Raw genomic sequence first — 12,839 nt, 5'->3', positions numbered from 1 at the left:
TTGAAATGACTTCTGTTCAGTCCTCGACCCGGTTGCCTTGCGGCAACCGGGTTCTTGATTTGGCCCAGACGCATGTCATGGGTATTCTCAACGTCACTCCCGACTCCTTCTCCGATGGCGGTCGCTTCAATCACCTGGAGGCGGCGCTGAGCCATGCCCGGGCAATGGTCGAAGCCGGCGCCACGCTGATCGATATCGGCGGCGAGTCGACGCGTCCCGGCGCTCCCGTGGTCTCCGCCCTTGAGGAACTGGAGCGTGTCGCGCCGGTGGTCGAGCGTATTCACCGGGAACTGGATGTGATCATCTCGGTGGATACCTCCACGCCAGCGGTCATGCTTGAAAGTGCCCGGCTGGGCGCGGGGTTGATCAATGACGTGCGCTCACTGCGGCGTGAGGGGGCCCTGGAGGCCGCCGCGGCGACGGGGCTGCCGGTCTGTCTGATGCACATGCTCGGCGAGCCGGGCAATATGCAGGACAATCCGCACTACGCCGACGTGACGCGCGAGGTGGTGGATTTTCTCGCCGAGCGTATGGCCTTGTGTGCGTCGGCGGGTATCGCGACCGAGCGGATCGTGCTCGACCCGGGGTTCGGCTTTGCCAAAACCCTGGCGCATAACCTGAGTCTGTTCAAACACATGGAGGCGTTGCACGCCCTGGGCCGGCCCTTGTTGGTCGGCGTCTCGCGAAAGAGCATGATAGGGCAGGCCCTGGGTCGCCCGGTCGGTGAGCGCCTTTATGGCGGCCTGGCCCTGGCTGCTTTGGCGATGGGCAAAGGGGCGCGAATTCTTCGCGTGCACGATGTCGCCGAAACGGTTGACGTGGTGCGCATGATCGCTGCCGTTGACGCTGCGCAATAAGAACGATGGAGCACTGATGAAGAAAAAATACTTCGGCACCGACGGTATTCGTGGGCGCGTAGGGCAGTACCCAATCACCCCGGACTTCATGCTCAAGCTCGGTTGGGCCGCCGGCATGGCGTTCCGCAAGCTGGGTGCTTGCCGGGTGCTGGTGGGCAAGGACACGCGGATCTCCGGCTATATGTTCGAGTCCGCCCTGGAAGCCGGTCTTTCCGCCGCCGGCGCCGATGTGCTGTTGCTGGGGCCGATGCCGACGCCGGCCATCGCCTACCTGACCCGGACCTTCCATGCCGAGGCCGGGATCGTGATCAGTGCTTCGCACAATCCTCATGACGACAACGGCATCAAGTTTTTCTCCGGCGAGGGCACCAAGCTGCCGGATGATGTCGAGCTGATGATCGAGGAGTTGCTCGATGCGCCAATGACCGTGGTCGAGTCGGAAAAGCTCGGCAAGGTCTCGCGCATCAATGATGCGGCCGGTCGCTACATCGAATTCTGCAAGAGCAGTGTGCCGACGGGGACCAATCTGGCGGGCCTGAAACTGGTCATCGACTGTGCTCACGGTGCCACCTACAAGGTCGCGCCGAGTGTGTTCCGTGAACTGGGCGCGCAGGTCACGGCGCTGTCGGCGGCGCCCAATGGCCTGAACATCAATGACAACTGCGGTTCGACGCACATGCAGGCGCTGCAGGCGGCGGTGCTGGCTGAGCAGGCGGATCTGGGGATCGCCTTCGACGGTGATGGCGACCGGGTGCTGATGGTCGATCACACCGGCACCGTGGTCGATGGCGACGAGTTGGTGTTCATCATTGCCCGGGATATGGCCGAGCGCGGCAAGCTCAATGGCGGCGTGGTCGGTACCTTGATGAGCAACCTGGGTCTTGAGCTGGCCTTCAAGGAGCTGGACATTCCTTTCGTGCGTGCCAATGTCGGCGACCGCTATGTGATTGCCGAGCTGTTGGAGCGCAACTGGCTGGTGGGTGGGGAAAATTCCGGACATATTCTTTGTCTGAATCACAACTCCACCGGCGACGCGATCATTGCGGCACTGCAGACCTTGATGGCGCTGCGTCGGCGTGGTGAAAGCCTGGCCCAGGCGCGCCAGGCGCTGCGCAAATGTCCGCAGGTGCTGGTCAATGTGCGTTTCGGCGGCGGCATCGACCCGGTCAAGCACCCGGAAGTGGTGCAGGCGTGCGAACGTGTCACCCAGGCCATGAACGGTCGCGGGCGCGTGCTGTTGCGCAAGTCCGGCACCGAGCCGCTGGTGCGAGTGATGGTTGAGGGCGAAGACGAAGCGACGGTTCGTGGGCATGCCGATGCGCTGGCAAAACTGGTGACTGAAGTTTGCGCCTGATTTCGGCTTGCCAGTGAGGATGTGGTTGGGTAACATCTGCGCCCACTTTGACCTGCGAGGTACAGCATGCGTCGCCCAATGGTAGCTGGTAACTGGAAGATGCACGGTACCCGCGCCAGCGTCGTCGAGCTGATCAAGGGGCTGCGTAACCTGGCCTTGCCGAGTGGTGTTGACGTGGCGGTGTTTCCGCCATGCCTGCATATCAGCCAAGTGGTTGAAGGCTTGAAGGGCAAGTCGATTTTGATCGGCGCGCAGAACTCCGCGGTGGAATCCATGCAGGGTGCCCTGACCGGTGAGATTGCACCGAGTCAGTTGCTCGATGCGGGGTGTTCCCTGGTGTTGGTAGGGCATTCCGAGCGTCGCCTGATCATGGGCGAGTCGGATCGTACCCTTAATCGCAAGTTTGCGGCAGCGCAGGCTTGTGGCTTGGTTCCGGTGCTCTGTGTCGGGGAAACCCTGGAGCAGCGTGAGGCCGGCAAGACGCTCGAAGTGGTTTCGCGTCAGCTGGGTAGCATTATCGAGGAGCTGGGTGTCGGCGCTTTTGCCAAGGCTGTCATCGCTTACGAACCGGTCTGGGCCATTGGCACTGGGCTGACAGCTTCGCCGCAACAAGCGCAGGATGTGCACGCCGCCATTCGCGCGCAGTTGGCGGCAGAGAATTCTGAGGTCGCGCAAGGTGTGCGGCTTCTATACGGCGGCAGCGTGAAGGCGGCCAATGCGGTCGAACTGTTCGGCATGCCGGATATCGATGGGGGGCTCATTGGTGGAGCGTCCCTGAATGCAGATGAGTTCGGTGCGATCTGTCGCGCCGCGGGAAACTGAAAAAATGCTGGAAACAGTCGTAGTCGTTCTTCATCTGTTGGGTGCCCTGGGCGTTGTCGCTCTGGTATTGCTGCAACAGGGTAAAGGTGCGGACGCTGGTGCGTCTTTCGGAGCAGGTGCTTCAAATACTGTGTTCGGAAGCCAAGGTTCCTCTACCTTTCTGAGTAAGTTTACTGCTATACTTGCCGCAGGTTTCTTCATAACCAGCTTGGGGTTAGGTTACTTTGCTAAAGAGAAAGCTCATGAGCTGACTCAAGTAGGTTTGCCAAACCCAGCGGTGTTGGAAGTACCGAAGCAAAAACCGGCATCTGACGATGTACCGGTGCTCCAGGAGCAGAAGTCGGCCTCACCGACTGATGTACCCAAAGCTCCAGAGCAGAAGTAAAATGGGTTCCATGCTGTAAACGTTGTATTGCCGAGGTGGTGGAATTGGTAGACACGCAACCTTGAGGTGGTTGTGCCCATAGGGTGTAGGGGTTCGAGTCCCCTTCTCGGTACCAATTATCAGGAGAGCCCGCTGTTGCGGGCTTTCTTGTAGGTGGAAGGTTACATTGACCCTGTAAGGGATCGGTCGTATACTTCCGCCCCAGCTTTGTCGCGGGGTGGAGCAGTCTGGTAGCTCGTCGGGCTCATAACCCGAAGGTCGTCGGTTCAAATCCGGCCCCCGCAACCAGTTTTAGCGGAGCCCCTTTTCAGGGGCTTTTTGTTGGCTGGGTACTTTATACGCCGCTGTTCGACGGCGTTTCAGGGATGGGCGATTCGCCCATTTTTTGTTTATTTCAATAGCATGCACAGAGATGCACGAGGGGGTTCAGGTGTCGAGCAAGCTAGAACAGTTGCAGGCCTTGTTGGCCCCGGTGGTCGTGGCCCTTGGCTATGAATGCTGGGGTATTGAGTATTCAGCTCAAGGTCGCCATTCCGTGTTGCGCGTTTATATCGATAAAGAAGGCGGTGTGCTGGTGGACGACTGTGCCATCGTCAGCCGCCAGATCAGCGGTGTGTTGGATGTCGAAGACCCCATCACCAATGAATACACCCTTGAGGTTTCCTCTCCTGGCATGGAACGCCCGCTGTTCACCCTTGAACAGTTTGCCTCGCATGCCGGCGAACAAGTGAAGATAAAGTTGCGCTCGCCTTTCGAAGGTCGACGTAATTTTCAGGGCCTTCTGCGCGGAGTGGAAGAACAGGATGTCGTGGTGCAGGTGGAAGACCATGAATTCCTGTTGCCGATCGATTTGATCGACAAGGCCAACATTATTCCCAGTTTTGACTGAGACGCGGATCCCGCGGATCCAATGGCTTGCGAAAGGCGAGGCGTACGATGAGCAAAGAAGTATTGCTGGTTGTTGAGTCGGTATCCAACGAAAAGGGTGTACCGGCAAGCGTGATTTTTGAGGCGCTGGAGATTGCTCTGGCGACCGCTACCAAGAAGCGTTTTGAAGACGATGTGGACCTGCGTGTGGAAATCAACCGCCACACCGGTGCCTACGAGACTTTCCGTCGCTGGACGGTCGTCGAGGAAGCCGATCTTGATGATCCGGCGATCGAGACCTGGCCAAGCAAGGTCGCGCTGACCCATCCGGGTGCCAAGGTTGGCGACGTCGTCGAGGAAAAGATCGAGTCCATCGAGTTCGGTCGCATCGCCGCTCAGACCGCCAAGCAAGTCATTGTGCAGAAGGTTCGCGAAGCCGAGCGCGCACAGGTCGTCGACGCCTATCGCGAGCGTCTGGGGGAAATCATCTCCGGCACCGTGAAGAAAGTCACCCGTGACAACGTCATCGTTGACCTGGGTAACAACGCCGAAGCGCTGCTGGCCCGCGAGGACATCATTTCCCGCGAGACTTTCCGCGTCGGTGTCCGCGTTCGCGCCCTGCTCAAGGAAATCCGTACCGAGAACCGCGGCCCGCAGTTGATCCTGTCGCGTACCGCGCCGGAAATGCTGATCGAGCTGTTCCGTATCGAAGTGCCGGAAATCGCCGAAGGCCTGATCGAAGTAATGGCGGCGTCCCGTGACCCGGGCTCGCGTGCCAAGATCGCGGTCCGCTCCAAGGACAAACGCATCGACCCGCAAGGCGCGTGCATTGGTATGCGTGGTTCGCGCGTCCAGGCCGTCTCCGGCGAGTTGGGCGGCGAGCGCGTGGACATCGTCCTGTGGGACGACAACCCGGCGCAGTTCGTGATCAACGCCATGTCGCCGGCGGAAGTCGCGGCAATTATCGTTGACGAGGATGCCCACGCGATGGACATCGCCGTCGGCGCGGACAATCTGGCCCAGGCCATTGGTCGCGGTGGTCAGAACGTGCGTCTGGCCAGCCAGTTGACCGGCTGGACCTTGAACGTGATGACCGAATCGGACATCCAGGCTAAGCAGCAAGCAGAGACCGGTGACATTCTGCGCAACTTCATCGACGAGCTGGAAGTCGACGAAGATCTGGCGCAGGTACTGGTTGATGAAGGCTTTACCAGCCTGGAAGAGATTGCCTACGTACCGTTGGAGGAAATGCTCAACATCGATGGTTTTGACGAAGACACCGTCAACGAGCTTCGCGCTCGGGCCAAGGATCGTTTGTTGACTAAAGCCATCGCTACTGAGGAAAAGCTGGCAGACGCCCATCCGGCCGAAGACCTGCTCTCGCTTGAGGGCATGGACAAGGATTTGGCGATGGAACTGGCGGTGCGCGGCGTAATTACCCGCGAAGACCTGGCCGAGCAGTCTATTGACGACCTGCTCGACATCGACGGCATCGACGACGATCGTGCCGGCAAGTTGATCATGGCCGCCCGAGCCCATTGGTTCGAGTAATTAGGCGCGGCCTGAGGAGAGAAGTGCATGACGCAAGTCACGGTGAAACAACTGGCCGATGAGGTCAAAACACCGGTAGAGCGCCTGTTGCAGCAGATGCGTGAGGCAGGTCTGCCGCACACCGCCGCCGATGAAGGTGTGAGCGATAGTGAGAAGCAGTCTTTGCTGACTCACTTGAAGAGCAGCCACAAGGCGAAAGTGGAAGAACCGCGCAAGATTACCTTGCAGCGCAAGACCACCAGCACCCTGCGTGTTGCCGGTAGCAAAAGTATCAGCGTTGAAGTACGCAAGAAGAAAGTCTTCGTACAACGCAGCCCGGAAGAAATCGAAGCCGAGCGCAAGCGTGAGCTGGAAGAACGTCGTGCCGTAGAGAATGCGGCCCGTCAAAAGGCTGAAGAAGAAGCCAAGCGTCGCGCCGAAGAAGAAGCGCGCCGCCAGCCTGCTGCTGCTCCGGCGAACACCGCGGTGGTTGATGCTGTTGCCCAGGCGCCGGTCGCCGTTGTCGAGCCTGTCCGTGAAGCCGCGGTAGCAGCGCCAGCACCGGCCGTCGAGCGCAAGCGCGAAGAGCCGCGTCGTCCAGACAAACCCCGTGCCGACGATAGCAATCGTCGTAGCGGCGGAGCCGATGGCGAGCGCAAAAACGCTCCGCATCGTGCTTCGGTCAAGGAAAAGGCCCCGGCGCCACGTGTGGCACCGCGCACTACCGACGAAGAAAGCGACGGTTTCCGTCGTGGTGGTCGTGGCAAGGCCAAGCTGAAAAAACGCAACGCCCACGGTTTCCAGAGCCCTACCGGCCCTATCGTGCGTGAAGTGAAGATCGGCGAGACCATCACTGTCGGCGATCTCGCCCAACAGATGTCGGTCAAAGCGGCTGAAATCATCAAGTTCATGTTCAAGCTGGGTACCCCGGCCACCATCAACCAGGTACTGGACCAGGAAACTGCCCAGCTCGTGGCTGAAGAGTTGGGCCACAAGGTGACCCTGGTCAGCGACACCGCCCTGGAAGATTCCCTGGCCGAGTCCCTGAAGTTCGAAGGTGAAGCGTTCTCCCGTGCACCGGTCGTGACCGTCATGGGCCACGTCGACCACGGTAAGACCTCGCTGCTCGACTACATCCGTCGTGCCAAGGTAGCCGCTGGCGAAGCCGGTGGTATCACCCAGCACATCGGTGCGTACCACGTTGAAACCGATCGCGGCATGGTCACCTTCCTCGACACCCCGGGTCACGCCGCGTTTACCGCCATGCGTGCCCGTGGCGCCAAGGCGACCGACATCGTGATCCTGGTCGTTGCAGCGGACGACGGCGTCATGCCGCAGACCGTTGAAGCGGTCCAGCACGCCAAGGCTGCCGGTGTTCCACTGGTGGTTGCGGTGAACAAGATCGACAAGCCGGGCGCCGACCTTGATCGCATCCGTAGCGAACTGTCGGTTCACGGCGTGACCTCGGAAGAGTGGGGCGGCGACACCCCGTTCGTCTCGGTTTCGGCGAAAGTCGGTACTGGCGTGGACGAGTTGCTCGAAGCGGTCCTGCTGCAAGCCGAAGTTCTGGAATTGAAGGCGACGCCTTCGGCTCCTGGCCGTGGCGTCGTGGTTGAATCGCGTCTCGACAAAGGTCGTGGCCCGGTGGCTACCGTCCTGGTTCAAGACGGTACCCTGCGCCAAGGCGACATGGTGCTGGTCGGTTCGAACTATGGCCGTGTACGTGCCATGCTCGACGAGAACGGCAAGTCGATCAAGGAAGCCGGTCCTTCCATTCCGGTCGAGATCCTCGGCCTGGACGGTACCCCGGACGCTGGCGACGAGATGAGCGTGGTGGCCGACGAGAAGAAAGCCCGTGAAGTGGCTCTGTTCCGTCAAGGCAAGTTCCGCGAGGTCAAACTGGCTCGCGCCCATGCTGGCAAGCTGGAAAACATCTTCGAGAACATGGGCCAGGAAGAGAAGAAGACGCTTAACATCGTCCTCAAATCCGACGTCCGTGGTTCGCTGGAAGCGTTGAACGGTGCCTTGAACGGCCTGGGTAACGACGAAGTGCAAGTGCGTGTTGTCGGTGGCGGTGTCGGTGGTATCACCGAGTCCGATGCCAACCTGGCACTGGCCTCCAACGCTGTACTGTTCGGCTTCAACGTGCGTGCCGATGCTGGCGCACGGAAGATCGTCGAGCAGGAAGGCCTGGATATGCGTTACTACAACGTGATCTACGACATCATCGAAGACGTCAAGAAAGCGTTGACCGGTATGCTCGGCAGCGATGTTCGCGAGAACATCCTGGGTACCGCTGAAGTACGTGACGTGTTCCGCTCGCCGAAGTTTGGCGCGATCGCCGGTTGCATGGTGATCGAAGGTGTTGTTCACCGTAACCGTCCAATCCGTGTACTGCGTGAAGACATCGTTATCTTCGAAGGCGAGCTGGAATCCCTGCGTCGCTTCAAGGATGACGCTTCCGAAGTGCGTGCCGGCATGGAATGCGGTATCGGCGTGAAGAGCTACAACGACGTCAAGGTCGGTGACAAGATCGAAGTCTTCGAGAAGGTTCAGGTTGCTCGCAGCCTCTGACTCGTTCACTTCAGGAGCCGTGAGGACCGGTCGCATGCAAATGCCCGGTACCTCGCCCGGACTCTAAACGCAACGCCCGGTCCGGCTTCTGCCAGGCCGGGCGTTTGCCGCTTTCAGACCTTGCGGGTTTCACCGCGAGGCAGCTACAGGTAACAAGACATGGCAAAAGAATACAGCCGTACCCAACGCATCGGCGACCAGATGCAGCGTGAGCTCGCGCAACTGATCCGTCGTGAAGTCAAGGATCCACGCGTCGGCCTGGTGACCATTACCGCCGTCGACGTCAGCCGTGACGTCGGCCACGCGAAGATCTTCATCACCGTGATGGGGCAGGACAACCCGGAAGACATCGCCCAGAGCATCAAGGTGCTCAATGCGGCGGCGGGCTTCCTGCGCATGCAACTGGCTCGCGAAATGAAGCTGCGCAGCGTGCCGCAGTTGCACTTCCACTATGACGAAAGCGTTGTGCGTGGCGCGCACCTGTCGGCGCTGATCGAACGTGCCGTGGCCGAAGACAGCCAGCATGTCGGCGGCGTAGCTCCAGAAGACAACCTTCCAGAAGACGGTCGGGAGTAATCGGTGGCTCAGGTCAAGCGTATCCGTCGTAATGTCAGCGGCATCATTCTGCTGGACAAGCCGTTGGGGTTCACCTCCAACGCCGCCTTGCAGAAAGTCCGTTGGTTGCTCAACGCCGAGAAGGCCGGCCATACCGGCAGTCTCGACCCGTTGGCGACCGGCGTGCTGCCCCTGTGCTTCGGCGAGGCCACCAAGTTCTCGCAATACCTGCTCGATTCCGACAAGGGTTACGAAACCCTGATGCAATTGGGCAAGACCACCACCACCGCGGACGCCGAAGGCGAGGTTTTGCAGACGCGCCCGGTGACCGTTGGTCGTACCGATATCGAAGCGGTGTTGCCGGAATTTCGCGGTCAAATCAGTCAGATACCGCCGATGTACTCGGCGCTCAAGCGTGACGGACAGCCGTTGTACAAGCTGGCCCGTGCTGGCGAAGTAGTGGAGCGCGAACCGCGTTCTGTTACTATTGCGCGCTTGGAATTGTTGGCCTGCGAAGGTGATACTGCCCGACTGGCGGTGGACTGCAGCAAGGGCACCTATATTCGTACCCTGGTGGAGGATATCGGTGAGAAGCTCGGTTGTGGCGCCTACGTTGCTGAACTGCGACGGACCCAGGCCGGCCCCTTCACCCTGGCGCAGACGGTCACGCTCGAAGAGCTGGAAGCCGTACATGCCGAGGGCGGCAACGAGGCGGTCGACCGCTTCCTGATGCCTTCGGACAGCGGTCTGCTAGACTGGCCGCTGCTGCACTTTTCCGAGCACAGTGCGTTCTATTGGCTCAACGGCCAACCGGTACGTGCCCCGGACGCGCCGAAGTTCGGCATGGTGCGGGTACAAGATCACAACGGTCGTTTTATCGGTATCGGTGAAGTGAGCGAAGACGGGCGCATTGCGCCGCGTCGACTGATTCGGTCGGAATGACCGAAACCAGTCTGTGTTACAGCAGGCTGGCGAGGGTGGCTGTCAACAGGCACGGTCACTACTCATTTATAGATACAGGGATTTGTCCCTGGCCTGTTGAAACTGTTTTTCTGAAACAGTTTCCTGATAGAAGGATTGCCTCATGGCTCTCAGCGTTGAAGAAAAAGCTCAAATCGTTACCGACTACCAGCAAGCCGTTGGTGATACTGGTTCGCCAGAAGTGCAAGTTGCACTGCTGACCGCCAACATCAACAAACTGCAAGGTCACTTCAAGGCCAACGGTAAAGACCACCACTCCCGTCGTGGTCTGATCCGCATGGTAAACCAGCGTCGTAAGCTGCTGGACTACCTGAAAGGCAAGGACGTGAGCCGTTACAGCGCTCTGATCGGTCGCCTGGGTCTGCGTCGCTAATCAGCGATTGCGCTATGAGGTTGGTTGTTTGCCGTGCGTCAGCGGGTTTCCCGCCGGCGCATGGCAAGCTCCCAGCCTCTAGTTTTATCTGAGCACCTGCTTTACCCGAAGACAGCATCTGGACAATGACAGTCGGGCCGATTCCCGGCGTTGCCCAAGAATTTCGCAAGAAGACAAGTTCCCCAAGAGCCACAAAAGAAGGTAGGACACCGTGAACCCGGTTATCAAAAAATTCCAATTCGGTCAGTCGACCGTTACCCTCGAGACGGGCCGTATCGCTCGCCAGGCCTCCGGCGCAGTATTGGTCACCGTTGACGACGACGTCAGCGTATTGGTGACCGTTGTCGGTGCCAAGCAAGCGGATCCGGGCAAAGGCTTCTTCCCGCTGTCCGTTCACTACCAGGAAAAAACTTACGCTGCCGGTAAGATCCCTGGCGGTTTCTTCAAGCGCGAAGGCCGTCCTTCCGAGAAAGAAACCCTGACTTCCCGACTGATCGACCGTCCGATCCGTCCGCTGTTCCCTGAAGGTTTCATGAACGAAGTGCAGGTTGTCTGCACCGTTGTCTCCACCAGCAAGAAGACCGATCCGGACATCGCCGCGATGATCGGTACCTCGGCGGCCCTGGCCATCTCCGGGATTCCTTTCGACGGCCCGATCGGCGCCGCGCGCGTGGCTTTCCACGAAAGCACCGGCTACCTGCTGAACCCGACTTACGAGCAACTGAAAGCATCGAGCCTGGACATGGTCGTTGCCGGTACTTCGGAAGCGGTATTGATGGTTGAATCGGAAGCCAAAGAGCTGACCGAAGACCAGATGCTGGGCGCGGTACTGTTCGCCCACGACGAATTCCAAGTGGTTATCCAGGCCGTGAAAGAACTGGCCGCCGAAGCTGCCAAGCCAACCTGGACCTGGGCTGCCGCCCCTGAAGCCACCGCGCTGCTGGGCGCTATCCGTGCCGAATTCGGCGACGCGATCTCCCAGGCCTACACCATCACCGTCAAGGCCGACCGCTATGCACGCCTGGGCGAACTGAAAGACCAGGTAGTGGCCAAGCTGTCCGGTGAAGAAGGCCAGCCTTCCTCCAGCGAAGTGAAAGCCGCTTTCGGCGAGATCGAATACCGCACCGTTCGCGAAAACATCGTCAACGGCAAGCCGCGTATCGACGGTCGTGATACCCGCACCGTGCGTCCTTTGAACATCGAAGTCGGTGTTCTGCCCAAGACCCACGGTTCGGCCCTGTTCACCCGTGGCGAAACCCAGGCCCTGGTGGTTGCCACGCTGGGTACCGCGCGTGACGCACAGCTGCTGGACACCCTGGAAGGCGAGAAAAAAGACCCCTTCATGCTGCACTACAACTTCCCGCCGTTCTCGGTGGGCGAGTGTGGTCGCATGGGTGGTGCCGGTCGTCGTGAAATCGGTCACGGTCGTCTGGCCCGTCGTTCGGTTCAGGCCATGCTGCCGGATGCCAACGAATTCCCGTACACCATCCGTGTGGTCTCGGAAATCACCGAATCCAACGGTTCCAGCTCCATGGCTTCGGTCTGTGGTGCTTCCCTGGCGCTGATGGACGCCGGTGTGCCGATGAAGGCACCGGTAGCCGGTATCGCCATGGGTCTGGTGAAAGAGGGTGAGAAATTCGCCGTCCTGACCGACATCCTGGGTGACGAAGACCACCTCGGCGATATGGACTTCAAGGTAGCCGGTACCGCCAAGGGTGTGACCGCGCTGCAGATGGACATCAAGATCAAGGGCATCACCGAAGAAATCATGGAAATCGCCCTGGGCCAAGCCCTGGAAGCGCGCCTGAATATCCTCGGTCAGATGAACCAGATCATTGGTCAGTCCCGCACCGAACTGTCGGAAAATGCTCCGACCATGATCGCGATGAAAATCGACACCGACAAAATCCGTGATGTCATCGGTAAAGGTGGCGCGACCATTCGGGCGATCTGTGAAGAGACCAAGGCTTCGATCGATATCGAAGACGACGGCTCGATCAAGATCTTCGGTGAAACCAAGGAAGCCGCTGAAGCTGCTCGTCAGCGCGTCCTGGGCATCACCGCGGAAGCTGAAATCGGCAAGATCTACGTCGGTAAGGTTGAGCGCATCGTCGACTTCGGCGCATTCGTCAACATCCTGCCAGGCAAGGACGGTCTGGTGCACATCTCGATGCTGAGCGACGCTCGCGTAGAGAAAGTCACCGACATCCTGAAAGAAGGCCAGGAAGTGGAAGTGCTGGTACTGGACGTGGACAACCGCGGCCGTATCAAGCTGTCCATCAAGGACGTTGCCGCAGCCAAGGCGTCGGGCGTTTAATCACGCTTCGACTTCAAGCTGAAAAAAAGCACCCTTCGGGGTGCTTTTTTTTGGGCGCGGGAAAAGCTCGATTTTTTCAGGGACTTGCTCATGGCGCGAATCGGCAGCTATATGTCCGGATTGAAATAATTTGGTACATTTAATTGACGCCATTAAATGGCCACCCTATGATCTCGGCCGATTGATGGCATAGAGCCATCCTAAGGGCGCCTCGGCGCCTGCAT

11 protein-coding genes and 2 tRNA genes are annotated in these 12,839 nt (G+C 59.4%); all 13 read left to right on the top strand.

Translation table 11 applies throughout. The features are described from left to right. The first annotated feature begins 5 nt into the window (after nt 1-5). The 13 genes from folP (at nt 6) to pnp (ending at nt 12,615) form a co-directional block, all read left to right on the top strand. Complete coding sequence (folP, locus tag PFEN_RS27355; protein WP_191489702.1) at nt 6-857, top strand: dihydropteroate synthase; 852 nt, start codon at nt 6-8, stop codon at nt 855-857. Between the two features lie 16 nt (nt 858-873). Then, nucleotides 874-2,211, top strand: coding sequence for a phosphoglucosamine mutase (gene glmM / locus PFEN_RS27350; RefSeq protein WP_191489701.1), 1,338 nt, complete (start codon nt 874-876; stop codon nt 2,209-2,211). Between the two features lie 66 nt (nt 2,212-2,277). Continuing rightward, nucleotides 2,278-3,033, top strand: a complete 756-nt coding sequence (gene tpiA / locus PFEN_RS27345) for a triose-phosphate isomerase (protein WP_191489700.1) — start codon at nt 2,278-2,280, stop codon at nt 3,031-3,033. 4 nt (nt 3,034-3,037) lie between these two features. Further along, complete coding sequence (secG, locus tag PFEN_RS27340) at nt 3,038-3,418, top strand: preprotein translocase subunit SecG (RefSeq protein ID WP_191490266.1); 381 nt, start codon at nt 3,038-3,040, stop codon at nt 3,416-3,418. Between the two features lie 29 nt (nt 3,419-3,447). Further along, a tRNA-Leu gene (locus tag PFEN_RS27335) sits at nt 3,448-3,533 on the top strand. A 96-nt stretch (nt 3,534-3,629) separates the two neighbouring features. After that, nucleotides 3,630-3,706: transfer RNA gene (locus PFEN_RS27330), tRNA-Met, on the top strand. A gap of 142 nt (nt 3,707-3,848) precedes the next feature. Further along, nucleotides 3,849-4,307, top strand: a complete 459-nt coding sequence (gene rimP, locus PFEN_RS27325; protein ID WP_191489699.1) for a ribosome maturation factor RimP — start codon at nt 3,849-3,851, stop codon at nt 4,305-4,307. Nucleotides 4,308-4,354: 47 nt separating this feature from the next. Beyond that, entirely contained in the window at nt 4,355-5,836 is a 1,482-nt protein-coding gene (gene nusA / locus PFEN_RS27320; protein WP_191489698.1) for a transcription termination factor NusA, read from the top strand. Nucleotides 5,837-5,863: 27 nt separating this feature from the next. Next, complete coding sequence (gene infB / locus PFEN_RS27315) at nt 5,864-8,389, top strand: translation initiation factor IF-2 (RefSeq protein ID WP_191489697.1); 2,526 nt, start codon at nt 5,864-5,866, stop codon at nt 8,387-8,389. Nucleotides 8,390-8,548: 159 nt separating this feature from the next. Next, nucleotides 8,549-8,965, top strand: coding sequence for a 30S ribosome-binding factor RbfA (gene rbfA / locus PFEN_RS27310; protein ID WP_191489696.1), 417 nt, complete (start codon nt 8,549-8,551; stop codon nt 8,963-8,965). Between the two features lie 3 nt (nt 8,966-8,968). Further along, nucleotides 8,969-9,886 carry a tRNA pseudouridine(55) synthase TruB gene (gene truB / locus PFEN_RS27305; RefSeq protein ID WP_191489695.1) on the top strand — a complete coding sequence of 306 codons (918 nt, stop codon included), beginning with the start codon at nt 8,969-8,971 and terminating at the stop codon, nt 9,884-9,886. 142 nt (nt 9,887-10,028) lie between these two features. Next, nucleotides 10,029-10,298: a 30S ribosomal protein S15 gene (gene rpsO / locus PFEN_RS27300; protein ID WP_002555121.1), complete on the top strand. Its 270-nt coding sequence runs from the start codon at nt 10,029-10,031 to the stop codon at nt 10,296-10,298. Between the two features lie 211 nt (nt 10,299-10,509). Further along, a complete protein-coding gene (pnp, locus tag PFEN_RS27295; RefSeq protein ID WP_191489694.1) occupies nt 10,510-12,615 on the top strand; it encodes a polyribonucleotide nucleotidyltransferase in 2,106 nt (701 codons plus the stop codon). Nucleotides 12,616-12,839 lie beyond the last annotated feature (224 nt).

The organism is Pseudomonas sp. FEN (assembly GCF_904067045.1).
Classification (GTDB): domain Bacteria; phylum Pseudomonadota; class Gammaproteobacteria; order Pseudomonadales; family Pseudomonadaceae; genus Aquipseudomonas.
The sequence above is the reverse complement of the archived record's forward strand: the minus strand, read 5'-3'. Positions and strand labels throughout refer to the sequence as shown.

Excerpts from the sequence above, each read along its gene's own strand:
- folP (WP_191489702.1), top strand. The coding sequence starts at position 6 with ATGACTTCTGTTCAGTCCTCGACCCGGTTGCCTTGCGGCAACCGGGTT.
- glmM (WP_191489701.1), top strand. The coding sequence starts at position 874 with ATGAAGAAAAAATACTTCGGCACCGACGGTATTCGTGGGCGCGTAGGG.
- tpiA (WP_191489700.1), top strand. The coding sequence starts at position 2,278 with ATGCGTCGCCCAATGGTAGCTGGTAACTGGAAGATGCACGGTACCCGC.
- secG (WP_191490266.1), top strand. The coding sequence starts at position 3,038 with ATGCTGGAAACAGTCGTAGTCGTTCTTCATCTGTTGGGTGCCCTGGGC.
- nusA (WP_191489698.1), top strand. The coding sequence starts at position 4,355 with ATGAGCAAAGAAGTATTGCTGGTTGTTGAGTCGGTATCCAACGAAAAG.
- infB (WP_191489697.1), top strand. The coding sequence starts at position 5,864 with ATGACGCAAGTCACGGTGAAACAACTGGCCGATGAGGTCAAAACACCG.
- rbfA (WP_191489696.1), top strand. The coding sequence starts at position 8,549 with ATGGCAAAAGAATACAGCCGTACCCAACGCATCGGCGACCAGATGCAG.
- rpsO (WP_002555121.1), top strand. The coding sequence starts at position 10,029 with ATGGCTCTCAGCGTTGAAGAAAAAGCTCAAATCGTTACCGACTACCAG.